21 protein-coding genes are annotated in these 26,055 nt (G+C 63.1%); 13 read left to right on the top strand and 8 right to left on the bottom strand.

Features of this window, described 5'->3' with window-relative positions:
* Positions 1-216 precede the first annotated feature (216 nt).
* On the bottom strand, positions 217-1,179 hold the full coding sequence (locus tag QD356_RS09200) for a LysR family transcriptional regulator (RefSeq protein WP_043331288.1): 963 nt from the start codon (positions 1,177-1,179) through the stop codon (positions 217-219).
* Positions 1,180-1,630: 451 nt separating this feature from the next.
* On the opposite strand from QD356_RS09200, the gene QD356_RS09195 reads away from it, so the two are divergent.
* The 4 genes from QD356_RS09195 to QD356_RS09180 all read left to right on the top strand — a co-directional run bounded on the left by QD356_RS09195 (position 1,631) and on the right by QD356_RS09180 (position 6,637).
* A complete protein-coding gene (locus QD356_RS09195; RefSeq protein ID WP_192837839.1) occupies positions 1,631-2,962 on the top strand; it encodes an MATE family efflux transporter in 1,332 nt (443 codons plus the stop codon).
* A 410-nt stretch (positions 2,963-3,372) separates the two neighbouring features.
* A complete protein-coding gene (locus QD356_RS09190) occupies positions 3,373-4,632 on the top strand; it encodes a D-amino acid dehydrogenase (protein WP_192837587.1) in 1,260 nt (419 codons plus the stop codon).
* A 130-nt stretch (positions 4,633-4,762) separates the two neighbouring features.
* A complete protein-coding gene (locus tag QD356_RS09185) occupies positions 4,763-5,146 on the top strand; it encodes a RidA family protein (protein ID WP_043331285.1) in 384 nt (127 codons plus the stop codon).
* Between the two features lie 264 nt (positions 5,147-5,410).
* Positions 5,411-6,637, top strand: a complete 1,227-nt coding sequence (locus tag QD356_RS09180) for a LysR family transcriptional regulator (protein ID WP_192837588.1) — start codon at positions 5,411-5,413, stop codon at positions 6,635-6,637.
* 137 nt (positions 6,638-6,774) lie between these two features.
* Here the strand turns inward: QD356_RS09180 and QD356_RS09175 are convergent, their stop codons facing one another.
* The 3 genes from QD356_RS09175 to phhA form a co-directional block, all read right to left on the bottom strand.
* Positions 6,775-7,968 (bottom strand): amino acid aminotransferase, encoded by a 1,194-nt coding sequence (locus QD356_RS09175; RefSeq protein ID WP_192837589.1) that lies wholly within the window; start codon positions 7,966-7,968, stop codon positions 6,775-6,777.
* A gap of 1 nt (position 7,969) precedes the next feature.
* Positions 7,970-8,308 carry a 4a-hydroxytetrahydrobiopterin dehydratase gene (locus QD356_RS09170; RefSeq protein ID WP_054555480.1) on the bottom strand — a complete coding sequence of 113 codons (339 nt, stop codon included), beginning with the start codon at positions 8,306-8,308 and terminating at the stop codon, positions 7,970-7,972.
* Positions 8,309-8,428: 120 nt separating this feature from the next.
* Positions 8,429-9,310, bottom strand: a complete 882-nt coding sequence (phhA, locus tag QD356_RS09165; protein ID WP_192837590.1) for a phenylalanine 4-monooxygenase — start codon at positions 9,308-9,310, stop codon at positions 8,429-8,431.
* 427 nt (positions 9,311-9,737) lie between these two features.
* Here phhA and QD356_RS09160 point away from each other — a divergent pair, with 427 nt between their 5' ends.
* From QD356_RS09160 to QD356_RS09145, 4 genes are all read left to right on the top strand, one after another.
* Positions 9,738-11,291: a sigma-54-dependent transcriptional regulator gene (locus QD356_RS09160; RefSeq protein ID WP_043331281.1), complete on the top strand. Its 1,554-nt coding sequence runs from the start codon at positions 9,738-9,740 to the stop codon at positions 11,289-11,291.
* A gap of 335 nt (positions 11,292-11,626) precedes the next feature.
* Positions 11,627-12,148: a MarR family transcriptional regulator gene (locus QD356_RS09155; protein WP_052384225.1), complete on the top strand. Its 522-nt coding sequence runs from the start codon at positions 11,627-11,629 to the stop codon at positions 12,146-12,148.
* Positions 12,145-13,212, top strand: a complete 1,068-nt coding sequence (locus QD356_RS09150; RefSeq protein WP_043331280.1) for an HlyD family secretion protein — start codon at positions 12,145-12,147, stop codon at positions 13,210-13,212. The genes QD356_RS09155 and QD356_RS09150 overlap by 4 nt, the downstream gene beginning before the upstream one ends.
* Positions 13,213-13,224: 12 nt before the next feature.
* On the top strand, positions 13,225-14,325 hold the full coding sequence (locus QD356_RS09145; protein ID WP_225996319.1) for a DUF2955 domain-containing protein: 1,101 nt from the start codon (positions 13,225-13,227) through the stop codon (positions 14,323-14,325).
* 46 nt (positions 14,326-14,371) lie between these two features.
* Here the strand turns inward: QD356_RS09145 and cfa are convergent, their stop codons facing one another.
* Both cfa and QD356_RS09135 read right to left on the bottom strand, forming a co-directional pair.
* A complete protein-coding gene (gene cfa / locus QD356_RS09140; RefSeq protein WP_192837591.1) occupies positions 14,372-15,550 on the bottom strand; it encodes a cyclopropane fatty acyl phospholipid synthase in 1,179 nt (392 codons plus the stop codon).
* A gap of 514 nt (positions 15,551-16,064) precedes the next feature.
* Positions 16,065-16,442: a hypothetical protein gene (locus QD356_RS09135; protein WP_043331278.1), complete on the bottom strand. Its 378-nt coding sequence runs from the start codon at positions 16,440-16,442 to the stop codon at positions 16,065-16,067.
* Positions 16,443-16,896: 454 nt separating this feature from the next.
* Here QD356_RS09135 and fdhA point away from each other — a divergent pair, with 454 nt between their 5' ends.
* Together fdhA and argE are read left to right on the top strand one after the other, a co-directional pair.
* Positions 16,897-18,105 carry a formaldehyde dehydrogenase, glutathione-independent gene (gene fdhA / locus QD356_RS09130; RefSeq protein WP_054555477.1) on the top strand — a complete coding sequence of 403 codons (1,209 nt, stop codon included), beginning with the start codon at positions 16,897-16,899 and terminating at the stop codon, positions 18,103-18,105.
* 232 nt (positions 18,106-18,337) lie between these two features.
* Complete coding sequence (gene argE, locus QD356_RS09125; protein WP_225996320.1) at positions 18,338-19,576, top strand: acetylornithine deacetylase; 1,239 nt, start codon at positions 18,338-18,340, stop codon at positions 19,574-19,576.
* 42 nt (positions 19,577-19,618) lie between these two features.
* Here argE and QD356_RS09120 read toward each other — a convergent pair whose 3' ends face one another.
* Positions 19,619-20,557, bottom strand: a complete 939-nt coding sequence (locus tag QD356_RS09120; protein WP_192837592.1) for a LysR family transcriptional regulator ArgP — start codon at positions 20,555-20,557, stop codon at positions 19,619-19,621.
* Between the two features lie 135 nt (positions 20,558-20,692).
* Between QD356_RS09120 and QD356_RS09115 the strand changes: the two genes are divergently transcribed.
* Both QD356_RS09115 and hppD read left to right on the top strand, forming a co-directional pair.
* Entirely contained in the window at positions 20,693-21,298 is a 606-nt protein-coding gene (locus QD356_RS09115; RefSeq protein ID WP_043331275.1) for a LysE/ArgO family amino acid transporter, read from the top strand.
* 358 nt (positions 21,299-21,656) lie between these two features.
* On the top strand, positions 21,657-22,736 hold the full coding sequence (gene hppD, locus QD356_RS09110; protein ID WP_192837593.1) for a 4-hydroxyphenylpyruvate dioxygenase: 1,080 nt from the start codon (positions 21,657-21,659) through the stop codon (positions 22,734-22,736).
* A 126-nt stretch (positions 22,737-22,862) separates the two neighbouring features.
* On the opposite strand, the gene QD356_RS09105 is transcribed toward hppD, so the two are convergent.
* Positions 22,863-23,351: an Lrp/AsnC family transcriptional regulator gene (locus QD356_RS09105; protein ID WP_043331273.1), complete on the bottom strand. Its 489-nt coding sequence runs from the start codon at positions 23,349-23,351 to the stop codon at positions 22,863-22,865.
* Between the two features lie 556 nt (positions 23,352-23,907).
* On the opposite strand from QD356_RS09105, the gene QD356_RS09100 reads away from it, so the two are divergent.
* Positions 23,908-25,632 (top strand): 2-isopropylmalate synthase, encoded by a 1,725-nt coding sequence (locus QD356_RS09100; protein ID WP_043331272.1) that lies wholly within the window; start codon positions 23,908-23,910, stop codon positions 25,630-25,632.
* Positions 25,633-26,055 lie beyond the last annotated feature (423 nt).

The raw sequence follows: 26,055 nt of genomic DNA, 5'->3' as shown, positions 1-26,055 counted from the left end.
TAGATGAAGGGTGCTAGATGAAGGGCGCTGAAGTGAAAGGCGCTTGAAATGAAGGGGCCTGAAATGAAAGGGGCCTGAATTGAAAGGGGCCTGAAATGAAAACGCCCGCCACGCAGTGACTCTGCATGGCGGGCGTTTTCATGCTGGGCATTCAAGTCTGGCAGTGGCCGCGGGAGGTGGCGGCGTGCGTTCAGACTCGAGAGCCGTGGCGACGTCTCATTCGCTGCAACCGCTGCCGTAGCCGTACATGTTCTCGAAGCCCGGAATGCGCTGCTCCCAGACGGGCGGCGTGCCGACGACCTCCTGCAGGCAATCGCTGAAACGACGCGTCTTCTGCGGCAGGTACTGGCGGTGCGGGTAGACCAGGTGGATCGAAGGCAGTGGCTTCATCGGCACGTTGGTCAACAGCGGCACCAGCTCGCCGTTCAAGATCTCGTCCTTGATGTTGATCGCGGACACCATGCCATAGCAGGCGCCCGACTTGATGGCGCCGATCAGCACGTCGGCATCATTGACCTTGAGGCGCGAATCCAGCGCCACCTTTTCCTCGACACCGCTCTCGGTGCAGACGCGCAGGCGATCGAGAATGAAGCCATCGCGGGAATACACCGCTGCCGGCAGGCCAGACAGATCGGCGGGGGTCTGGGGCATGCCGTGACGCTCGATGAAGGCCGGCGAGGCACAGATCAGGTGACGGTGTGCAGCCAGCGGACGCGCGATCAGGTTGGAGTCTTCCAGCTCCGACATGCGAATGGCCAGGTCATAACCGCCGCCGATCAGGTCGGTCAGGTGGTCTTCCAGGCGCACTTCCACCTGGGTGTCCGGGTAGCGCTCCATGTACAGGCGCACAGCCTGGGCGACATAGGTGCGCCCGAAGTGGCTCGGGCTGGTGATCTTCAGGATGCCGCGCGGGCCATCCTGATAGGCGCCGGCCACATCATCGGTATCTTCCAGCACTTCACGCAGACGCAGTGCGTGCTGATGGATCTCGCGCCCCGCATCCGTCAGGGCCAGCGAGCGAGTCGAGCGATTGAACAGGCGAATCTGCAGTTCTTCTTCCAGACGGCTGATCTGCTTGGAGACCACCGAGCGGTTGACCTGACGATGGTCAGCCGCCTTGGAAAAACTCTGTGCTTCTACCACATCGAGAAACAGCAACAAACGGGATGCTTTATCCACGGTCTGACCTCTCGTGATGCCATGGGGAGGGGAACACTCTGCCAGCCATCCGTGAGGCAGTCAGTGCATATAAAGCGACGGTCCAACTTCGGTAGCAGTCGATAATCGGTGACATTGCATGGGACATCATCACGAATCCAGGTGACGGGAATCCCTGACAAGGTGAGTTTATCACGGTCACTGTTTCCTCTAATACCACGCATCAACGCGTTTCTCGCTCTTCCTGTTGCCGACAATGCATCAAAGACATGTCCCACTGAGCCTATCTGGGGTCCGGCGAAATCCCTAGAATCATCCCTCCAGCGTCACGGAAGTGTTCCGACGCCTTTACCTTCATCCAACCAGCCATGCTCGACATGCTGGGAGTGAGTTCATGTCTTCTTCTATGTCCACCGACGCCTCTGCAACATCGACCCCGCCAACGTCGGAAACGCCGACGACGCGTGAGCTGATGTCACGCCTGTGGCGCAGCACCTTGCCGATGACACTCGGCATCATGGGATTGCTGGGCTTCAACCTGGTCGATGCCGCCTTCGTTTCTCACCTGGGCACCGCGCCACTGGCCGCGCAATCCTTTACCTTCCCGCTGACCTTTCTGATCATCGGGGTGCAGGTCGGCATGGGCATCGCGATCGCCGCGATCGTCTCGCGGACCCTGGGTGCCGAGGATGAGGCGCGTGCCCGGCGTCTGGGCGGTGTGGTGCTGCTGGGATCCGGTGTGTTGATGGCACTGCTGATGCTGCTGTTGTGGGTCATCAGGGTGCCGGCCTTCGAGTTGCTGGGTGCCAATGCCACTGAAATGACGCTGATCGAGGTCTATTGGGGCCCGTCGCTGATCGCCAGCTGGCTGGGGGCCATGGCCTATGTGCTCTACAGTCTGTTCCGCGCCCACGGCGACACGCGTCTGCCGGGCGAGATGATGCTGCTGACCAGTGTCTTCAACCTGGTGCTGGACCCGCTGCTGATCTTCGGCGCGGGGCCGCTGCCCGGCTTCGGCCTGGCGGGGGCTGCCTGGGCGACCGTACTTTCCTTCGGGGCCGGGCTTGCCATCACGGCATTCAAGCTCTCGCGCCGCGACTGGATGGAATATCGCGGCCTGTGGGCCGAATGGCAGGCCTCGCGCCGTCAGCTGGCGGGGATCGCGATACCCGCGATTCTGTGTCAGATGATGCCGGCACTCTCCGCGATGCTGGTCACCGCCATCGTCGCGGGACTGGGCCAGACGGAGGTAGCCGCCTGGGGGATCGCCTCACGCCTGGAGACCTTCTCGCTGATCGTGGTGCTGGCCCTGACCATGTCGCTGCCGCCGTGGCTCGGGCGCTGTTATGGCGCCGGCCGTTGGCAGGAAATTCGCCGCCTGATGAACCTGGCCGCCCGCGTGGTGGTGATCTGGCAGCTGGTGCTGGGCATCATCGCCGCAGTGCTGGCGACACCGCTGGCCTATGTGCTGGTGGGCAGTGACGAGGTCTCGGCGGCACTGGCGGTCCTGCTGCCGTGGATGTTGCCCAGTTACTCCTTCCTCGGCATCTGCATGCTGGTCGTGTCGGCTGCCAACGCGCTGGGGTGGCCGCTGCGTGCCACGGCGTTGTCCTTCGTGCGTCTCTTCATCTGCTTCATGCCGGCGGTATGGCTGGGGGCACATCTGGATGGGCTGCGCGGTGTCGCCATCGGCTCGGCGATCGGCAACCTGCTGGCGGGTGTGGTGGCATGGCGCGTCTATCGTCAGGCCCTGGGCGACCGCGGCAAGACAGTGCGTCGCCATGCCTATGTCGCGACGACCTGATCGCTCGGGCCCTCATGACGTCCAGCACGAGCGCCCCCTTGAGATGTCAGGCGCCATTCAGAAGATTCTGTCCGGAAGGTCCTGCTGGAGTCCCTGCCAGTAGGCCTTGCCAGAAGCCCCGTCAGCAGTCCCGCTGAGAAGCACCGAAAGCGGCCATTCCAAAAATGGCCGCTTTTTTGTTTTTTATCACTGCCATGATGCGAAATTTACCTGCTTATTTTCTGATATAGGGTCTCATAACAGAATATTAACCGTGGTTTGCGCCTCTATACTGGATGCATTCAGGCCAAGCCACTGTGAGTCGCCTTGTCGACCGGTGTTGGCCTTCACCGTCTTTATTCGCTGCCGAGTGCGCGAATACGCCTGTCATTTGCCGTGGGGCGCGGCTTGCAGTCATGGGGTAGGCCAACATGAAGATTCTTGTACTCGGTAGCGGCGTCGTCGGTGTCACCAGTGCCTATTATCTGGCGCGTCAGGGGCATGAGGTCACGGTCGTCGACCGTCAGGCCAGCCCCGCGATGGAAACCAGCTACGGCAACGCCGGTCAGGTCTCCTTCGGCTTCTCATCGCCGTGGGCGGCGCCGGGTATTCCGCAGAAAGCCGTCAAGTGGATGTTCCAGGAGCATGCGCCGCTCAAGATCCAGCCGCGCATGGACCCGCAGATGGCCAAGTTCATGGTCAAGATGTTCGCCAACTGCAACGCCGACCGTTATGCCGTCAACAAGGAGCGCATGGTACGGGTCTCCGAGTACAGCCGCGCCTGCATCAACGCCCTGCGCGAAGAGACCGGGCTGCGTTACGAAGACCGCCAGAAGGGACTGTTGCAGCTGTTTCGTACCCAGGCGCAGGTAGATGCCGTGCAGAGCGACATGAAGGTGCTGGCGGGCTGTGGCGTGCGCCACCAGCTGCTGGACGCCGACGCCTGTGCCACGGTGGAGCCGGCACTGACCCGCGTGCCGGGCAAGTTCATCGCCGGCCTGCACCTGCCGGACGACCAGACCGGCGATTGCCATCTGTTCACCAACCGGCTGGCGGATTACTGCCGCGACACCCTGGGCGTCAATTTCGTCTTCAATACCACCATTCAGCGCATCCAGCGCAGCGGCAGCCGCATCGAGAAGGTCATTACCGACCGTGGCGAGATGAGCGCAGACAGCTACGTGATGTGTCTGGGCAGCTACTCGCCGTTCCTGGCGCGTGATCTGGATCTGGACCTGCCGATCTATCCGGTCAAGGGCTACAGCCTGACCGTGCCGATCATCAATGCCGATGCCGCGCCGCAGTCCACCGTGATGGACGAGACCTTCAAGGTCGCGCTGACGCGCTTCGATGACCGCATCCGCGTCGGTGGTACCGCCGAGCTGGCCTCGTTCGATCTGTCGCTGCTCGAGAAGCGCCGTGCGACCATCAACATGGTGGTGCGTGATGTGTTCCCGGAAGCCGGTGACTATGCGCGGGCGGAATTCTGGGCCGGCCTGCGTCCGATGACGCCGGATTCCACGCCGATCATCGGTGGCACCAAGTATGACAATCTGTGGTTGAACACCGGACACGGCACCCTGGGCTGGACCATGAGCTGCGGCAGTGCGAGTCTGTTGGCGGACCTGGTGGATGGTCGCAAGCCCTCCATCGATCCCAATGGTCTCAGTCTTGGTCGCTACGCTGCCTGATGCTCAAAGCAGTGTCTGTATCTGTGTCAGTGTCAGTGGCTGCGCCAGGGTCTGCCAGGCAGTGCGTACTGCCGTGTAGTCGTCTTTTTTCGAGTGTCTCTCCGTCAACTGATTGAACAAGGAATTGCGCATGACCAAGCAGATTATCTCTACCGAGTCCGCACCGGCTGCCATCGGCCCGTATTCCCAGGCGGTGCGCACGGGTAATCTGGTGTTCCTGTCCGGCCAGATCCCGCTGGACCCGGCGACCATGGAAGTGGTGGAAGGCGGTTTTGAAGCTCAGGCAGACCAGGTGTTCCGCAATCTCAAGGCGGTGTGTGAAGCTTCCGGTGGCAGCCTGGATCAACTGGTCAAGGTCAATCTGTTCCTGACCGATCTCAGCAACTTCGCCGTGGTCAACACGCTGATGGAGCAGTACTTCAGCCAGCCGTATCCGGCGCGTGCGGCCGTCGGCGTCAAGGAGCTGCCCAAGGGCGTGCTGTTTGAAGCAGAAGGTGTACTGGCACTCTCCTGATCGCTCGTCGATTGTCGGTCTGCACGAGCGGCCGCTCTGAACCAGTGGCCGCTCTGAACGAACGACTGGCGCGAATCGATGCCTTGTCTCTCACTCCCCTCGCTGATTCATCAGCGGGGGGAGTGTCGTTTCAGGGGGCGTGACGTCCTGCAGGCAGCTTGAGCGTGACATTTGGTGCCAGCATGATTAGCGTAAGGCTAAATAAGCCAGCGCCCAGCGCTGACTCTCGGAGCATCGCGGACGAACCCTTCAAGGAGCAACACCATGGCGCAGTCAGACACAGGCACCCGTGAACCCGGCATACGGCTGCGTCAGCTGGAAATGCTGTGGGCGGTGATCGAGTGTGGCTCGATGAAAGGCGGTGCCGCGCAACTGGGGATCAGCGTGCCGGTGGTCTCGCGGGGCTTGGCACAACTCGAGCAGACGCTGGGCTATTCGTTGTTTCTGCGCGAGGGCGGCAAGCTGGTGCCGACCCCGGAAGCCGAGCGCCTGACGCCATCACTCGCCCGGATGTTCAGCGCCCAATCCGAGCTCAGGCGACTGGCCTTCGGGCCGGGCAGCGGCAAGCGTCCGCGTCTCGTGCTGGCGGTCACACCTGGTCTGGAGGCCTTCAGTGCCGGTTGGCTGACACGCATCGCGGCCAGTGAAGCCTTGAGTGAGTGGCTGCCAAGCCTGGAAGTGCTCGAGGTGTCACAGCATGATCTCGCCATCCGCGAGGGGCGGGTCGCGATGGCGGTGAGTCTGGAAGCACCGCCGGAGCCCCAGGGCGGCAAGCGTGCCAAGACGGCGGCGGCACGCGCCCGTGAGCTCAAGGCCAGTCTGCGTCAGCGTGCGCGCGAGGAGACGACACTCATCGAAGGCGATGACGACGAGGCAAAGCCTACCGCCAAGGCTGCCATGCCCGAGCTGGGGGATACGCCGGAGTTGCCGTTTGACGTCGAGGATGATGCGCACAATGCCGAAGGGACCGCTTCCCGCAGCGGGGCAAGTGAAGAGGCCAGTGACGAGGCGCAAGCCGAGGCACCGCCCGCGCTGAAGCTGCCCTTGATGCTGCTGTGGCCCTCACGCTGGCCGCTGCTGGACAAGCCGCTGACCCTTGCACGCCTCAATGAACGCCCCTTCGTGGATCTGCCGGAAACCAGTAGTCAGGGGCGCTTGATTCGGGGGCTGCTCAAGCGTGAGCGTGTGACGCCGGCGAGTCTGCTGGAAGTCGCCACGCCGGCCAGCGCCGGGCGTCTGGCGCGCTCGGGCAGTGCCGCCACCATCATTGATGCGCTGTCAGCGCTGCAGGTGCTCGAGGATGCCAGAGGCGACCTGATCGGCCTGCCGCTCTCGATGCGCAGCGAGCGCTATCTGGAGCTCAAGTGGCAGTTGCCGACGGCCGAGGAAGGGGAGTCGCTGCACGCGGTGCAGGCCTTACTGGTCAGCCTGCTCGAAGAGGAGGTGGCGGCGAGTCTTGCCCGCTTGCCGCTGGCGGACGAGGAAGGCTGATGGCGCAGGCGCCTGGCGGAAGCCTTGCCTCAGAGTAGAGATCAGGTCAGACAACAGGCCGGACAACCGACCATTCAAGAAAACCCCCGCCGATTGGCGGGGCTTTTCTTGTCTTTCACGACAGCGCTCGCTCGGGCTCAGCCCTTGACGACGGTCGCGATGGCCTTGGCCACGTAGGGCAGGTTCTCGGTGGAGAAGCCGGCCACGTTGGCACGCCCGGAGCGCACCATGTAGATGCCGAACTCGTCACGCAGGCGATCGACCTGTTCCGGCGAAAGGCCGGTGTAGGAGAACATGCCACGCTGTTCGGCGATGAAGGCGAACTGCTCGTCCAGACCATACGGCTTGAGCGCCTCGACGAAGTCACGACGCAGGCCGTTGATGCGCTCACGCATCTCGGTCAGCTCGCTTTGCCACTCGCCGCGCAGGGTGTCGTCCTCGAGGATGTCGATGACCACCGCACCGCCATGCGCCGGCGGGTTGGAGTAGTTTTCGCGCGCGGTGATCGCGGCCTGGGAGCGCACGTCGAGCATGCTCTCCTCGTCCTTGGCGATCAGGATCAGGCAGCCGGTGCGCTCGCAGTAGATACCGAAGTTCTTGGAGCAGGAGCTGGTGATGATGGCTTCATCGACATTCTCGGCCAGCAGGCGCACGCCGTAGGCGTCTTCTTCCAGACCGTCACCGAAGCCCTGGTAGGCGAAGTCGATCAGCGGCAGCAGCTTGCGCGCCTGGACGACTTCCAGCACCTGGTCCCACTGCTCGCGGCTCAGATCGAAACCGGTCGGGTTGTGGCAGCAGGCGTGTAGCAGCACCACGTCACCTTCCGGGATGGTCTTGAGCGTCGCCAGCATGCCATCGAAGTCGAGGCGGTTGTTCTCGTCGACGTAGGGGTAGCTGTGGCGCGTCACGCCAGCGGCGTCGAAGATGCCCAGGTGGTTCGGCCAGGTCGGGGTGGACAGCCAGATATCACGGCCCTTGAGGTTGCTGGCGATGAAGTCCGCGGCCAGACGCAAGGCACCGGTACCGCCGGGCGCCTGAGTGGCGCTGGCGCGATTGGCTGCCAGCACCGGCGACTCGGCGCCCAGCACCATCGGCAACACGACCTTGCCGAAGCGCGGATCACCGTGGGAGCCGATGTAGGTCTTGGTGACTTCATTCCCGACCAGGCGGCTCTCGGCCTGCTTGACCGCACGCATGACCGGCGTATTGCCGTTGGCATCGCGATAGACGCCCACGCCGAGGTCGACCTTCTGCGGGTTGGTGTCCTTGTTGAAGGCTTCGATCAGGCCGAGGATGGCATCCCCGGGTACACGCGCAATCTGCTCGAACATCTTATTTCGCTACCTCGTCGGTTCTGGCGGCCATGATGAAATCGTTCTTGTGCAGACCCTTCATCTCGTGGGACCACCAGGTCACGGTGACCTTGCCCCACTCGGTGAGAAGTGCCGGGTGGTGCCCGACTTCCTCGGCAATCTCGCCTACGCGATTGGTGAATGCCAGTGCCTGCTTGAAATTGCGGAACGTAAAGCACCGTTCCAGTTGCATGATGCCATCGCGATTGAGCAACTGCCACTCGGGAATGGCGGTCTTGAGCGTCTCGATGTCGCTATCGCTGACCTTGGGCGCATCGAAGCTGCAGGCTTCACAGGACTGTCTGGCGAGTTCGGTCATGTCACTATTCTCCGGCTTGAGGAAAGAGGGGGCTGGTGAAAAGGCGTACCCCTTGGGGCAAGGGCGTCTGTGCGATCAGCGCCGGTGCGATCAACGTCTGTGCGATCAGCGTCTGGGCGATCAACGTGGTGCGAAGCGCGGCGTCTTGAGGCCGAGAGCCATGGCCTCGTGCACCAGTGCCATGATGTCGCGGCTGGCGAGTTCATGCAGGTCGTCCAGTGACTCAAGGACATAGTAGAGCGGCTGCAGGATGTCGATGCGATACGGGGTGCGCAGTGCCTCGACGGCATCGAAGGGCAGATGCTCGGGGCGCTCGAGACTCTCCGCAAGCTCACCCAGGGCGTAGCGGGTCTCGCGCGGCGAGGAGATGATGCCGCCGCCGTAGAGGCGCAGCGCACGGCTGCCATCGGGTTGAGTCTCGCGCAGCATGCCGAATTCCACCGTCATCCAGTAGAGGCGGGCCAGATAGACGCGCTCTTCCTTGCTGGCGGCGAGGCCGAGGCGTCCGTAGGTGGCGGTGAATTCGGCGAAGGCGGGGTGGGTGAGCATCGGACAGTGGCCGAAGATCTCGTGGAAGATGTCCGGCTCCTGCAGATAGTCGAGTTCTTCCGGGGAGCGGATGAAGGTGGCGACCGGGAAGCGCCGCTCGGCGAGCAGCTCGAAGAAGCGCGTGAAGGGGATCAAGGCCGGCACGCGAGCGGTTCGCCAGCCGGTGGCGGCCTCGAGGACACGATCGATCTCGCCAAGCTGGGGGATGCGGTCCTCCGGCAGGGCAAGGCGCTCGAGCCCTTGCCGATACTCGCGACAGACACGCCCCTCGACCAGCGCCATCTGACGCGCCATCAGTGTCTGCCAGGTAGAGTTCTCCTGATCGCTGTAATGGATTCGGCCCCGGGCATCCGGCTCATGGGCCACGTAGCGGGTGCCCTTGGCCTTGGCTTGCGAGCCGGGCTGAGCTTCCTGGGATGTCTGTGGCCAATGACGACCCTGCGGTGCGTTCATGCAACCTCCCCAACCAGATGGCGGCGCTGCCGAGCAGGCTGCCGTGTTGTCATTATGGCGTACATGCCAGTCCTTGCATGTCGATGACAACGCTAGGCCTTGTCGGGTGGCGTTGACCAGTGGTCAGGCGTGGCTCTGCGCCGCAGATAACGCTGCGTTGGCGCGTGTCTTGTCACATAATTGTGACACTGGAGCGGTAATCGGGCGCATCCTGTGCCATTTGGGCGTTCGTGCACTGCTGTGTCGCCGTCTTTTGTAAGGAATGCTTTACGACGTTTTTGATAACGCTTACGTTAACGTCACTCAGTCGCCCGTCGCTAAGCTGCCCGTCGCCAAGCCGCCCGTGACTCGAGCGGCGACGCCAGGCCGGCGACACCATTTCGATGACAATGCCAACAAGAATTCCAACGACAATGCCGAGAACGCCATGCGCCTCAAACTGACCTGCCAGAATCGAATCGGGATTCTGCGCGACATCCTGGCCCCCTTTGCCGATTACGGCCTCAACGTGCTGCGCGGTGAGGTCGGTGGGGAGGCCAACAACTCCATCTATCTGCATGTGCCCAACATGCTGCGCATGCAGCTCTCGACCCTGAAGCCGACCCTCGAGGAGATTCCCGGGGTCTTCAAGGTCAGTCGCGTCAGTCTGATGCCCACCGAGCGACGCCATCTGGAGCTCAATGCACTGCTGTCATCGCTGTCAGACCCGGTGATGTCCATCGACATGGATGGGCGCGTGGTGGCGGCCAATCGCGCGGCGGGCAAGTTGCTCGGGGTGCGCATCGATGAGGTGCCGGGGCTGGCGCTGACGCGTCACGTCCAGGATGTCGACCTGCCGGAACTGATCCGGCGCAACAATGCTCGCGTCAATGGCCTGCGCCTGCGGGTGGGGGAGGAGACTTTCCTCGCCGATATCGCGCCACTGCACACCGAGAATGAGGATGTCGCCTCGCTGGCGGGCGCCGTGGTCACCCTGCATCGTGCAGACCGCCTGGGTTCGCGTATCTATCAGATCCAGCGCACCGAGGTGCGCGGCTTCGAAGCGATATTCCAGGCGAGCCGTCAGCTGTCGGCGGTGGTCAAGGAGGCTCGCCGCATGGCACCGCTGGATGCGCCGCTCTTGATCGAGGGTGAGACCGGCACCGGCAAGGAGCTGCTGGCGCGGGCCTGCCACCTGGCCAGCCCCCGCGGCCAGGCCCCCTTCATGGCGCTCAATTGCGCGGGGCTGCCGGAATCGATGGCCGAGACGGAGCTGTTCGGTTACGCCCCCGGTGCCTTCGAGGGCGCGCGGCCGGAGGGCAAGCTGGGCCTGCTGGAGCTGACCAGCGGCGGCACCATCTTCCTGGATGAGGTCGGCGAGATGAGTCCGCGCATGCAGGTCAAGCTGCTGCGCTTTTTGCAGGACGGCGGTTTCCGGCGCGTCGGCAGCGATGAGGAAACCTTCCTCGATGTGCGCGTGATCTGCGCCACTCAACAGGACCTGCCGGCACTGTGCAGCGAAGGGCGCTTCCGCCACGATCTCTTCCATCGCCTCAATGTGCTGTGTGTGCAGATTCCGCCGCTCAGGGAATGTCTGGATGGGCTCGAGGAGCTGGCGCGACATTTCCTCGAGCGCGCAGTGCGTCAGATCGGCGCTCGCGTAAGGGATATCTCGCCCGAGGCCATGGCGCGCCTGCAGGGCTATCACTGGCCGGGCAACGTGCGTCAGCTGGAGAACGTGCTGTTCCAGGCCGTCTCGCTGTGCGATGGCGAGGTGATCGAGGCGCAGCATCTGCGCCTGACCGGTGAGGCGCGTGATGAGGGGCTGGACAACATCGACCTGACCGGCAGTCTGGGCGATATCCATGACGAGGTCGAACGGCGCATCCTGGCGCATCTTTACCCGGAGTATCCGTCCAGCCGATTGCTGGCCAAGCGCCTGGGAGTCTCGCATACCACCATCGCCAACAAGCTCAAGCGTCACGGCATCGCGCAGGAATGACCCGCGGCGCAGGTGATGACGGGTGAGAAGAGACAACAGGGCGAGAGGAAAGCAGACGAGCCGCAAAAGGAGAGAGAGGAGAAGGGGAAGAAGACAGGCAAGAAGACAGAGACGGAGAGGCGCTTAAATGCGTGTTTGAATATCGGAATTGGTGAATTGTTTTGCTCGCTAATAAAGGGTATGATCCTCATATTGTTAGCAAGCTAATATAGATGGCGTCTGATATCGCCGGCAACAGCCGCCCTGACGCCGCACCAATCAAGGCTCTCGTGGGTCTTCCGCTCAGTACCGGTGAGGGGGAGTGTCATGGGAGCCTTCATGTCGAGAGATGATACATGAACGCACATTCTCCGGGGACGGATTCGACACAGGAAATCCCGTTTCACGAGCAGATCAAGCCCTCGCTGGGTGGCCAGGTCGGCCGGGTCCACCGACTATGGCGCACCGCCATCACCAGCGCGGTGCGTAGCCTGGACATGACGGAATCGCGCTGGACGGTCATGGTCCATCTGGAAAAGCTCGGCGAGGGCTGTACCCAACAGATGCTGGCCAGCGAGCTGGGCATCGAGATGCCGTCGCTGACACGCACCCTCAACCAGCTCGAGGCTCAGCAGCTGATTGCGCGTGTGCCGCACGAGACCGACAAGCGGGCGCGTTGCCTGTGGTTCACCGAGCAAGGCCGCCAATGCCTGACCCAGTTGACGGAGCGCATCGAGCGAGTGCGTGCCGAGCTGTACGTCGGCTTCGATGACGAAGCGCTCAATGCCTTCGCCCGCACTCTGCTCCAGTTTGAAGACAATGCCAGTGCCAGCATCGCGCGCTCCCAGGCCGAATATCAGCGGAGTCGTCAGGGGTGACATCCGATCAGCGCTTTCGGCGCTGGGTGCGGGGAGCCTTGCTGATCGCCGTATTCAGTTTCGTGTATTTCCTGATCGCGGACCTGTGGATGCCGATGACGTCCCAGGCGCGCGTGATGCACCCGGTGGTCAGTGTGGCATCGCGGGTCAGTGGTCGTATCGATGAGGTGCTGGTCCACGACAACCAGCATGTCGAGGCGGGCGATGTGCTGTTTCGTATTGATGCAAAGCCCTATCAGCTGGCCGTGCAGCAGGCGGAGTTGGCGCTGGAAGCCGCCATTCAGGCCAATCAACAGCTGGATGCCTCGATTCTGGCGGCCAAGGCGCAGCTCGAGCAGAGCCGTGTCAGCGAGGAAGAGCAGCGGCTGGAGATGGCGCGCGTCACGCGGTTGATCAAGTCGCACAGCATCTCGCGCCAGCAGTACGATCAGACACGTGCCAGCTATCAGGGCGCGCAGGCGACGGTCAGGGCCGATCAGGCCGATCTGGCAGCGCTCAAGGTGCAGCGGGGCCTGACGGGAGACGATAACCTGAGCCTGCGCCAGGCGCGCAATGCGCTGGAGCAGGCGCGTCTCGATCTGGCCTATACCGAGGTGCGCGCCCGCGAGGCCGGGACGGTGTCCAACATGCAGCTGGTCGCCGGCGCCTACGCCAGCACCGGTCAGGCGCGGCTGGCCATCGTGGCCGATCGTGCCGATGTCATTGCCGACTTTCGCGAGAAGTCTCTGTCACGCGTCGCGATCGGCGATCAGGCAAGCATCATCTTCGATGCGCAGCCGGGGCGGGTCTTCACGGCAACGCTTTCATCGCGGGATTCAGGCGTACAGGCGGGTCAGCTCAACGCAGATGGTTATCTGGCCGCCCCCGAGGACAGCGATCGCTGGGTGCGTGATGCCCAGCGCATGCGCGTCCATCTCGTGATGCCGAGGGCTCATGGCCTCTCGCTCAGCCAGCTGCCGACCGGCTCGCGTGCCACCGTACAGCTGTTCCCCGTGGCCGGACCAGCCAGCTGGCTGGCGCATGCCCAGGCGCGTGCGGTCAGCCTGCTGCATTACATCTATTGAGGCGGCGGCATATTGGCGAATGCATTGCGAGACCGGCTGTCCCGTCTGTGGACACGTGGTGAGACCTTGCCGCGCGTCGAGGGTAGTGAGCCACTCCTGAGCGAGAACGATGTCCAGCAGTGCCTGCGGATCGCCTTCGGCGGCACCCTGGGCTTCGTGCTGCTCAAGTGGATGGATTGGACCTACGGCACCTTCTTCGTGGTCAACCCGATTCTGCTGCTGGCCCTGGTGCCGGTTCTGAATGCCTCCATCGCGCGGCAGTTTCTGGCCAGTGTCTTTCTCAACAACGCCTTCACCCTCGTCGTGCAGGGCCTGTTCGGTGACAACCCGGCGATCATGTTGCTGCTGGTGTTTGGCATGCAGCTGGTGCTGTTCAACTGCATGAGCCGCGGGCCATTGTTCCTGTTCGGTGCCCTGAGTGTGGTCGGCATGCATGTGCAGCTGAATTTCGCCAGCTACCCGAGCACGGATATCAGTGATCTGGTGTGGTGCAACTTCGTCGGTGGCGGCACCACGCTTTCGATCGTGGCCCTGATGCATTACTGCTTCCCGGACAAGGCGCCGCGTCAGCCACCGTCACGCCCCGCCAAGCCGCCATCCAATCGTTGTCACGAGGTGCTGTTGACCACCGCGGTGGCGATGGTGGTCTACGTGATGTTCCAGGTGCTCGATCTGAGCGATTCGCTGTCGGCGCAGATCGCCTCGATCCTGATTCTCTTTCCGATGAACTGGTTCGGTGCTATCCAGGCCAGCATTCGGCGCGCCGCGGGTACGTTGGTGGGCTGCAACGTGGCGGTGGCGATCCAGCTGGTGTTGATGACGCACTATTCGTTGCTGTGGCTGGTAGCGCTGGGGCTCTGGCTGAGCTTGATGCTGTTCGCGCGCCACCATGTTCTGGAGCGGGTGGGCTCCGGTGCGGGTCTGGGCGCCATGACCACCATGGCGATCCTGTTTGGCCAGTACATGTCGCCCGACAAGGACCTGATCTACAGCGCGCTCTACCGGACCAGCTCCGTGCTGGTCGCGGTCTGCAGCGCGATGCTGCTGATCTACCTGATGCATGCGCTGCTCAATCGCTTCGCGGCGACGCGTCTGATTCGCCCCGCCGCTTGAGACAGTCGTCGCCGGTCGAGATTGTCGGCGCTCCGCAGGCGGTGGATCAGCGTGGCGCGTCGTAGCGCCCTGCGGTGCCGTGGGTGAACACCACCTGCCACAGCTGCAGCTGGCGGGCGCGGAAGGCGCCTGCGCAGGCGCCGAGATAGTACTCGAACATGCGCTTGTCGCGCGGTGAATAGGTATCAGCCAGCTCATGCCAGTGCTGGTCGAGATTGGCGCGCCACGCCATCAATGTCGGGTCGTAGTCGGCGCCGAAGTTGTGCCAGTCCTCCATCACCAGATGCGCTTCGCTGGCGCGTACCAGCTGACTGGCGCTGGGCAGCACGCCATTGGGGAAGATATAGCGGTTGACCCAGGGGTCGGCCGAGATATCACTCTGGTTGGAGCCGATGGTGTGCAGCACGAAGCGTCCGCCGGGGCGCAGCAGGTGCGCGGCATGGGCAAAGTAGGTGGCGTAGTTCTTGTGGCCGACGTGTTCGAACATGCCAATCGAGGCGATGGCATCAAAGCTGCCCACCGTGCGCCGGAAATCTGGGTCGCGATAGTCCTTGAGCAGGATTTCCACCGGTAGCCCTGCGCAATGCTCGCGCGCCAGCGCGGCCTGCTCGGCGGAGATGGTGATACCGACGACCTCCACGCCGTAATGGCGGGCGGCGTAGGCGGCAAGGCTCCCCCAGCCACAGCCGATATCCAGCAGGCGCATGCCGGGCGCCAGCCCCAGCTTGCGACACACCAGATCCAGCTTGGCCTGTTGCGCCTTGCCCAGGTTCTCCGCGCTCACCGGCAGGTCTTTCCAGTAGCCGCAGCTGTAGCACAGGGTGTCATCCAGCATGCGCGTGAAGAGGTCATTGCCGAAGTCATAATGCACCTTGCCGACCACGCCGGCGCGGCGGCGACTCTGCAGATTGATCACTCCGGCCTGCAGTCGATAGGCGATGCGCTCGCTGGTGGTGTGGGCACGACTGCCCAGGCCATGTCGCAGCAGGCGACAGATCATCTCGTCGATCTGCTCGCAGTCCCACCAGCCTTCCATGTAAGCCTCGCCCAGCCCCAGGCTGCCTTGCTGCAGCACTCGCCGGAAGAGGTCCGGATGGCGAACGCGAATGTCCCAGGGATCAGGGCCGTTGAGCCTGACGCCGGAACCTGCCAGCAGATGTTCGACGGTGCGTCGATGACGGGTGTCGGGGAGTGCAACGGGGGCCAGGCGTTGTTCGATGCTCATGGAAAAGCCTCCTTGACGGCGCGCGGGCGCAGAGAGTCCTGATGGGTTCGTCATGGCGTATGGCAGTGATCGACAGTCCCCGGGCGATAGGGCTGTCGAACATCTCGCATGGCAATGCGCGAGCTTCATGCTGCGAGGTGCATGCAGCGAGGTTGCAGGTACAGCATCCGAGTCGCCCCAGCGTGCCAGCCGGGTGGCTGGTAACAACTTTTTTCACCAGATATACGCGGCGGTCAGGAGCGGCGCTGGGACAGCTTTCGTCTCAGCATAGTCAAGAGTCGTCTAATGGGGCGGTGCAATTGACTGATTTGTGGGGCAACCGATGGTTGCGCCCCCGGAACTCAAGTGCCGTAGTGTCGGTTTCCCTGGGTTATCGCCTGGTGTCGGAACGCAAGAAAGCCGCCCCTGGGGCGGCTTTCTGACGGATGCTGCGCTTTCGCTTTCGCCGTCGTTGCGACTTTCGCTTTCGCGTTCGATCGCACTGTCAGGTCACGCTACCTGACGGGGGAACGCCTCAGCGGCAGCGCACGGTCCAGACGACCTTGTAGCCTTCGCCTTCATGGGTGGCGGCAGCCATTTCGGTGTCTTCATTGACGGTGCCACCTTCCAGCTGGTCATTGCCATCGGCGGCCTTGGCGGTGGCGTCGTGCGGGCCGAAGACGCGCGAGTCGAGCACATCGTACTTGTCGCGGTCCTGCTCTTCACACACCTCGAGCGCGCGTTCCTTGACCTGTGCGATGGCATCATCGCGGTCTTCATCGACGGCGCTGACTTCGTAGCGCGTGTCCTGCTTCTCGATCACGCTGGTGTTACCGCAACCGGCGATGAAGGCGGAGCCGACGAGGGCCAGGGTCATGCAGGAATTGCGCAGGGCGTTGGATGTCAGGGTCATGATCTCTCCTTGAAGTGTCTTTCAGAGCTGTCTTTCAGAACTGTCATTCAGAGCTGTCTTCCAGAGCCGCCGTAAGCGGGCTTGGGTCGCAATATCTGTCGTCAAGATGACGCTGATATCAGTACTGGGGGGTATGGGCGCGTGCTTCAAGTGTCGAGATGCATCGACGCTGGCTGTCGCCTGCCGCCAACAGCAGAGGCGCGGGGGCACTGGCGAGTGGGCTTGCGGGCAGCCGAAGTGACACTTTGGTCGTGAACTGTCTCATTTAGGCATGTCGATGCCTCATCTGGACAGCCAACCTGTGACAACTGACCTAGTCTGCATAAGCCCTACCGGTTGGACGCCACCGACCGGGGGCTGGTGGCCGGGGCAGGAAAAGTGACGGGCGGCGCAAGCCAGCTTGTCTGCCTGACGCCGGCCACGTGCCAAACCCCATGCCAGCCAGGAGCACGTCATGTCAGCCAATGCCAATCGCGGAGTCGTATACCAGGGAGCGGGGAAGGTGAGTGTCGAATCACTGGACTATCCGACCCTGGCGCTGGGAAATCGCAAGTGTGAACACGGGGTCATTCTCAAGGTCGTCTCGACCAATATCTGCGGCAGTGATCAGCACATGGTGCGTGGCCGCACCACGGCGCCGCAGGGCCTGGTGCTGGGCCACGAGATCACCGGTCTGGTCGTCGAGGCCGGGCGCGATGTGGAATTCATCAAGGTCGGTGACATCGTCTCGGTTCCCTTCAACATCGCCTGCGGCCGCTGCCGCAACTGCAAGGAAGGCAAGACGGGGATCTGTCTGAACGTCAATCCGGCGCGTCCCGGCGCGGCCTACGGCTATGTCGACATGGGCGGCTGGACTGGCGGTCAGACAGATTACGTCATGGTGCCCTATGCCGACTTCAACCTGCTCAAGTTCCCGGATGCCGACCAGGCGATGGAGAAGATCCGTGATCTGACGCTGCTGTCCGATATCTTCCCCACCGGTTTCCACGGCTGTGTGACCGCGGGTGTCGGGCCGGGCTCCACTGTGTATATCGCGGGCGCCGGGCCGGTCGGGCTGGCGGCGGCCGTGTCCGCCCAGCTGCTGGGGGCGGCCTGTGTCATCGTCGGCGACATGATCCCCGAGCGTTTGCAGCAGGCCGAGAGCTTCGGCTGCGAGACCATCGATCTGCGTCAGGAAGGCTCGATGGAAGACAAGGTCGAGGTGATTCTCGGCGAGCGCGAAGTGGATTGCTTCGTCGATTGCGTCGGCTTCGAGGCGCATGGCTGTGGTTGTGACCACGGCCGTGAGCAGCCGGCCACGGTGCTCAACTCGGCGATGGCGCTGACGCGTGCCGGCGGCCAGATCGGCATTCCCGGGCTTTATGTCACCGAAGACCCGGGCGCCGAGGACGAGGCCGCCAAGGTCGGGGCGCTGTCGATGCGCTTCGGGCTGGGCTGGGCCAAGTCCCACTCGCTGCACACGGGCCAGTGCCCGGTGATGAAGTATCACCGCCCGCTGATGCAGGCGATCCTGTTCGGGCGCGTCAATATCGCCGATGCGGTCAATGTGCAGGTCATCAGTCTGGAAGAAGCGCCGCAGGGTTATGCGGACTTCGATGGCGGCGCTGCCAAGAAATTCGTCATCGACCCCCACGCCATGGTGCGCAACGGCCGTGCTGCCTGACGCCATCACGGCCTGAATCCCGCCCGTAGCGGAGTTCTATCGCCACAGACGACGCTGCCACGCCCTTTGCCGGGGCGTGGCAGCGTCGTCTTTTCTTGAAGCGTGCCTGCCAGGCGGATGTTGCAGCCAGGCCCTTGTTGTCGAAGAGGCGCTGCGCTATACCGGTGGGCATATGAGGCCAGCGCGCTGCGTATGGTGCTCTCCGCTCTGATGTTTCTGCACAGGAATGCCCATGTCCGCTTCAGCGTCCACCATCGCCAATACCGCCAGCCTGATGCCACAGCATGCCGATTTTTCCGACTGGCCCAATAGCCGCGACTGGCTGGCGCATCTGGTCAGCTTCAATACCGTGTCGCGCGAGTCGAATCTGGCATTGATCCATTGCCTGCGCGACGCCCTGGAAGTGGTCGGCGTCAGTGCCGAGGTCATCCACAACGATGGCGGCGACAAGGCCAATCTGCTGGCGGTGATCGGGCCGGAGGTCGAGGGCGGCGTGGTGCTCTCCGGGCACACCGATGTGGTGCCGGTGGAGGGTCAGGCCTGGGACAGCGATCCCTTCACGCTGCGTGAGGACGAGGGTCGCCTTCATGGGCGCGGTTCCGCCGACATGAAGGGCTTCATCGCCTGCTGCATGGCGGCGGTGCCGGCGCTGGTGAATGCCCAGCGTGCGGGCACGCTGAAAAAGCCGGTGATTCTTGCCTTTTCCTATGACGAGGAGATCGGCTGTCTGGGCGCGCCGCGCATGATCGCACGCCTGCGTGACCGCCTGCCGCGTCCGGCGGCGGTGCTGGTGGGCGAGCCGACCATGATGGCGATCGTCGATGCCCACAAGGGCATTACCGATCTGCGCACCACGGTGACCGGCAAGCCGTCGCATTCCAGCCTGGTCTATCAGGGGGTGAGTGCCATCCATCTGGCGGCGCGCATGGTGACCTTCATCGAGGACCGCATGCAGGCGCGCATTGACTGCGGCCATCTGGACGAGCGCTTCGATGTGCCCCACGCCAGCCTGCACGTCGGGCGTATCGAGGGCGGCACGGCGGTCAATATCACCGCCGGGGAGTGCATCTTCGACTGGGAGCTGCGCCATCTGCCGGGCGAGGATGTCGAGGCGATGCTGGCGGAGATCGATGCCCACGCCGAGCGTCTGGTCGCCCCCTATCGTGAGCGGGCGCCAGAAGTGGCGATCCGCAGTGAGCGCACGGTGGAAACGGTGCCGTCACTCGGGCATGGCGATCGGGACCCGGCCATTCGCCTCTGCCAGCGTCTGCTGGGCGATGAGCGGGCCAGCGAGGCCGTGGCGTACACCACGGAGGCGGGACAGTTCCAGAGCGAAGGCTGGCCGACGGTGGTCTGCGGGCCAGGCTCCATCGGGGTCGCGCATCAGGCCAATGAGTACATCGAGCTCAGCCAGCTGGCGGCCTGTGATCGCTTCCTGGCCCAGTTGGTGCGTGAGCAACAGGGCGGCTGAGCCCCCTTTTTGCCGGGCCTGATGCACGACTGACACGCGCTCTCACAGCATGCCGGGGCGGGGTGTCTCCTGCTCCGGCATCGGGCGCAATACCGTGGCACATTCCCGCAGCAGATGGTCGGTGAGCTTGTCCAGCGTGCTGCCTCCGTGACGCCAGTGATGCCAGTAAAGCGGCACATCGAGGGCATGGTTCGGCGCGATATCCACCAGCTCACCACTGGCCAGCAGATGCGCCGCCTGCTGCTCGGGAATCATGCCGTAGCCCATGCCGCTCAAGGCCAGACGCACGAAACCTTCCGACGACGGGCAGAGATGGTGGGGGAAGGGCTCATCGAAGCCCATGGTCGACAACAGCCGGTGTTGCAGGCGGTCATCACGGCCATAGACGATGGCGGGCATGCTGCGCAGGGTCTCGGCCGGCAGAATGGGCGGGATGGCGTGGCCTTTCTTCGCGATATGGCGCTGCACGAAGTCCGGGCTGGCCAACGCCCGATAGCGCATGCTGCCCAGCGGGTGGGAGCGTGCCCCCTGCACCGGGCGTGGCGTGGCACAGATGCAGCCCGCGACTTCTCCATCGCGCATGCGCCTGAGCGCCACTTCCTGATCTTCCACCAGCATGTCCAGCAACAGGTCACGCTCGCGACAGAAACTGCCGGTGACGGTCGGCCACCAGGTGGCCAGCGAATCGGCATTGATGGCGATGCGCAGCCGCTGCTCGCTCTCGCCGAGGGCGGGAATCTGGTCGAGCAGGTCATGTTCCAGCAGCCGCACCTGCTGGACATGATTGAGCAGGCGCCGCCCGAGCGGCGTCGGCCCCAGGCGTGGTGTACGCACCAGTACCGGCTGCCCCAGCCGTGCCTCCAGCAGTTTTATGCGCTGCGAGACCGCCGACTGCGTCAGCCCCAGTGCTCGCGCCCCGCGTTCAAAGCCCGCCTGATCGATGACGGCCGCCAGTGCCTCCAGCAATTTATAGTCCAGCATCAGTATTCCTTATGATCCATTCCCTGAATCAATTTCCTTGATGGATTCATCCTAGCGTACTCTGCCTGCCTCAGCACTGACAGCCGTGGCAGGCGCCGTCAGTCACGGCAACGACACGACGAAAGGACAGGCGATATGTGGTGGTCATTCTTCAATGGGGCAGGGGTAGGCGCAGGCTTGATCATCGCCATCGGGGCGCAGAACGCCTTCGTGCTGGGGCAGGGGCTCAAGCGCGAGCATCAATGGTGGGTGGCAGGGCTCTGCGCGCTGTGCGATGGCGTGCTGATCATCGCCGGCGTGCTCGGGCTGGGGGCACTCATGCAGCAATCGCCGCTGTTGATGAGCATTGCCCGCTGGGGCGGGGTGGCGTTTCTGCTCTGGCAGGCACTCAAGGCGTTGGGGCGCATGCGCACAGGCGGCCAGCTGACGGCCAGCAACGCCCTCAAGGCCAATCTCGGCAAGGTGCTGGCGGCGACCTTGGCCGTCACGCTGCTCAACCCGCAGGTCTATCTGGATACGCTGGTAATGCTGGGCGCGATCGGCGCGCAACAGCCGTCCCCGCAAAGCTTCATCGTCGGGGCGAGCCTGGCCTCCTTCGGCTGGTTCTTCGGCCTGGTGGCATGTGCCGGTTGGCTGGCGCCACGCCTGACCAGTCCGCGTGCCTGGCAGGTCATCGAGGCCTTCATCGCCACGATTCTGCTGTGGGTGGCCTGGCAGCTGGGCAGCGGTGCCTGGCTCTAGCGGCCAACGCCAGGCGGGCAAGAGGCAACGGCAGGCGTGACGCGCCGATAGGTGTAAAGAAAGCATGACGCAGTGTCAGGCGCTGGCGGCAGTGGGAGCGCCCCGAGGGGGCAGTGTCGAGATGGCCGTCAGCGCCATGGCAGGGTTTCGTTACATGTCTGGCGTGGGAAGAGGCCGGACACGGCACCAAAGCAGGCGCAAGGCGCATGGGCAGGGCGGCAGGCAAGGCATAGATTTCCGATAACGGAATCGGGACACGACAGGTGATGCGCGCGACGTGTTCGCCTGTCGTGAAGGATGTTGCCCGCCTTTTCTCTACCTTGCCTGCCCTGTCGGCAGCCTGACTCAGGAGCCCCTCATGAACGCACCGGCGCGTATCGAACAGCACAATCCCATCGGCACGGACGGCTTCGAGTTCGTCGAATTCACGGCCCCGGATGCGGCCGGCATCGATGCCCTGCGCAAGTTGTTCAACCAGCTCGGATTCACCGAGACCCGTCGCCATCGCTCCAAGCAGGTGTTCCTGTTCCAGCAGCACGGCATCAATGTGGTGCTCAACGCTGAGCCGAACAGCCCAGCGGCGGAATTCGCGGCGATCCACGGCCCGAGTGCCTGTGCGATGGCCTGGCGCGTGGCGGATGCCGAGCAGGCGCATCGCTACGCCCTGGCGCACGGTGCGCGCAGCGTCGAGCACCCGGTCGGGCCGGGCGAGGTGGGCATCCCTGCGGTGCAAGGCATCGGCGGTTCGGTGCTGTACTTCGTGGACCATCACCGCGAGCGCTCGATCTACTATACCGACTTCGTCGCCATCGATGGCGCGATCGAGAATGCCAACAGTGTCGGCCTGCATACGCTGGATCACCTGACCCACAATGTCGGGCGTGGCCAGATGGATGTGTGGGCCGACTTCTATGCGCGTATCGCCAACTTCCGCGAGATCCGCTATTTCGATATCGAAGGCAAGATGACCGGGCTCTTCTCGCGCGCGATGACGGCGCCGTGCGGCAAGATGCACATTCCCATCAACGAGTCAGCAGATGATGACTCCCAGATCGCGGAATTCATCCGCGAATACCATGGCGAGGGTATCCAGCATCTGGCGATGGCGACGGATGATATCCATGCCACCGTCAAGGCGCTCAAGGCCAATGGCGTCACCTTCCTGAATACGCCGGCCACCTATTATGAGAAGGTCGATGCGCGGGTGCCCAACCATGAAGAGAATGTCGAGGACCTCAAGGCATTGAATCTGCTAGTCGATGGCGCGCCGGGGGAGGGGATTCTGTTGCAGATCTTCACCGAGACGGTGATCGGGCCGATCTTCTTCGAGATCATCCAGCGCAAGGGCAACGATGGTTTCGGCGAGGGCAACTTCAAGGCGCTGTTCGAATCCATCGAGGAAGACCAGATCCGCCGCGGCATCATCGGCGGCGAGTGATCCACCCATTCCGGCACGCCCTGATCAGGGCGTGATCACGATGGCATCTTCAGCAACACGAAAGCCCCGTCGGCTATCACCGGCGGGGCTTTCGTGTTGCTGAAGTCTTGATTCAGGCAGTCAGGCTCAGGAGGTCGTCGGGACGCGCTGGTGATCGATCACCTGACGCAGCACGAAGCTTGAATGCACGCCGGTCACCCCCTCGATCCGCGTGATCTGCTTGAGCAGCAGGTCGTGATAGTCATCCATGTCCTTGACCACCACCTTGAGCTGGTAGTCGGCTTCCTGGCCGGTGATCAGCAGGCATTCCATCACCTGGGGCAGCGAGGCGATGGTGTCCTCGAAGTTGGTGAAGCGCTCCGGGGTGTGGCGGTCCATCGAGATATGCAGCAACGCCATCAGGCTGAGTCCCAGCTTGCGGGCATCTATCTGGGCGCGGTAGCCGGTGATCATGCCGCTTTCTTCCAGCGCACGGACTCGGCGCAGGCAAGGCGACGGGGACAGGCCAATGCGTTCCGCGAGTTCCTGATTGCTGATGCGACCCGAGTGCTGAAGCTCGTCAAGAATGCGGCGGTCGAAGCGGTCCAGTGTCGGGAGAGGAATATTCTGGCTCATTTTCGCAATCCATTAGCGGTGAAGATGTGAATGGTGAAATAATCTGCTTTTAAGATGGCGATGTCATGTGGTTTTCGCAATCGTCCGCCCTGATATGCGGCATATACTGTAATCACTGCTCAGCGATGAAGACGCCCGCTCGGGTCGTGGCTGTCGCATGACACGACGCACGACACGAACGACAGACCTGAGCAGGATGAGCCACCGGCGCTGGCGACACGCCTTTGCAACCGGTGAACGCGGAACGCAGTCGGCTTCTGATCGAAGCGAGGCTGCCGAAAGGGCTCTGGTGGTGATCCCACCGTCCTTCTCTCCGCGCTGGAGACCGTGATCCGGTCCCGGAGCTTGCGGCGGGCAGTGACGTTACGCTGCCCCCGACTTGCTTGCTTGCCCTGCTGACGGCAAGCTTTCGGATGCAAGGCCTTCACGCCTTCGTCATCTCACATTTACTCAGGCGCCCCGATTGGGACACTGTTGAGTGCGAAAGGTGCCATCGATCTCCCGTATCGGGCCTCGATTGCCGGTTTTTCGCACCCAGACCGCCAAGGACACGACCATGACTGCTGCATCCACGCCAAGTGCTGCCTTCGACCACACCAAATATCGCCCCGTGACACCTGTTGCACTGACCGACCGCCAGTGGCCGTCGCGTACCGTGACCCAGGCGCCGCTATGGGCGAGTGTCGACCTGCGTGATGGCAATCAGGCGCTGCTCGAGCCGATGACGGTCGAGCAGAAGAAGCTGATGTGGAAGCTGCTGGTCAAGATCGGTCTCAAGGAGATCGAAGTCGGTTTCCCCTCCGCCAGCCAGCTCGATTTCGACTTCGTGCGCTGGTTGATCGAGGAAGACCAGGTTCCGGAAGGCGTCAGCATCCAGGTGCTGGTGCAGGCGCGTGAGCATCTGATCGCGCGTACCTTCGAATCGCTGGTCGGTGCGCGTGATGCCGTCGTTCACGTCTACAACTCCACCTCCACCGTGCAGCGTGAGCGGGTGTTCGAGATGGACCGTGACGGCATCAAGGCCATCGCCGTCGAGGGCGCACAGCTGGTCAAGGACTACGCCGAGCGCTACCCGGACACCAACTGGGTGTTCCAGTACTCGCCGGAGAGCTTCACCTCCACCGAGATGGATTACGCCGTCGAGGTGTGTGAGGCGGTGATGGATGTCTGGCAGCCGACGCCGGAAAAACGCTGCATCCTCAACCTGCCGGCCACGGTGGAAGTGGGCCCGGCCAATCACTTCGCCGACCAGGTCGAGTACTTCATCAAGCACCTGAGCCGTCGTGACTGCGCGATCATCTCGCTGCACACCCACAACGACCGCGGTGGCGCCGCCGCCGCCGCCGAACTTGGCCTGCTGGCCGGCGCTGACCGCATCGAAGGCACCCTGCTGGGCAACGGTGAGCGCACCGGCAACATGGACCTGATCACCCTGGCGATGAACCTCTACAGCCAGGGCATCGATCCGGAGCTGGATCTCTCCAACCCGGACGAGATCATCCAGGTCTACACCGAGTGCACCAATCTGCCGGTTCACCCGCGTCACCCGTGGGTCGGTGAGCTGGTCTACACCGCCTTCTCCGGCAGCCACCAGGACGCCATCCGCAAGTGTCTCAAGAAGCAGCAGCCTGACGAGCCGTGGCAGGTCGCCTATCTGCCCATCGACCCGCAGGATCTGGGCCGTGACTTCCAGGCGGTGATCCGCGTCAACAGTCAGTCCGGCAAGGGTGGCATGGCCTTCCTGCTCGAGCGCGATCACGGCATCAGCCTGCCGCGCTGGATGAGCCTCGAGCTTGCGCCGCACGTGCAGAAGGCCAGCGAGCAGGTCAGTGGTGAGCTGTCCAGCGACCAGATTCGCGCGATTCTCGATGCCAGCTTCAAGCGTGAGGCGCCGCTGAGTCTCAAGGGCTATCGTCTGGATCGTGAAGGGGCCGAGCAGCTTACCGCGACGCTGGTCGATGACAAGGGCGAGCAGATCGCGCTGGCCGGTGAAGGCAACGGTGCCATCTCCGCCTTCATGGATGCCTGGCAGCGTCACACCGGTTCCACCGTCAGCGTGGTGGACTACGGTGAGCACGCCCTAGGCGAAGGCAGCGATGCCGTCGCTGTGGCCTTCGTGATGCTCAACCTGGATGGCAAGCGTGTCTGCGGCATGGCCGAGGATGGCGATACCGTGAGTGCATCGCTCAAGGCCGTGCTGTCGGCGGTCAATCGCGGCCTGGAAAGCAGTGCACGCAGCGAAGCGGAACGTGCCGAGGAAGCCGGTCCGGTCGCTGTCTGACGACAACACGCCTCATGCCTGACTGATCAGGGGCTTTTTTGCCTCTCTCGAGACCCTCGCTCATCAGAGCGGGGGTCTTGGCGTTTCGCGGCAGGGCAGAAGTTGCCCGGCTGGCGCTCATGCCCGCCGTTGCTGGGCTGACGCGGGCAGGCTTGCGTGGAAAATACGTGTCATGCTCGCCAGGTCGCTATAGACTTTTGTCTGATGTTGACGGCTCAGTCAACATCCGGACTTGCACCGGTGCCCACCCTGCGTATCATCGCTGCACCCGCATAATGATAACGATCTGGTGGCAGACCGGATTCGAGAACACAACAATTCCAAGCGGTGCAAAGGCAAACCCCCTGATTGAAGAGATAATGGATGCGTCCCCATCCCTGCTCTGATCGGGCATCGCCAGTGCACCTCTCGTTCAGGAGGTCC

It is taken from the genome of Cobetia sp. 2AS (genome assembly GCF_029846355.1).
Taxonomy (GTDB): domain Bacteria; phylum Pseudomonadota; class Gammaproteobacteria; order Pseudomonadales; family Halomonadaceae; genus Cobetia; species Cobetia amphilecti.
This window is presented reverse-complemented; position numbering and strand designations above follow the sequence as displayed.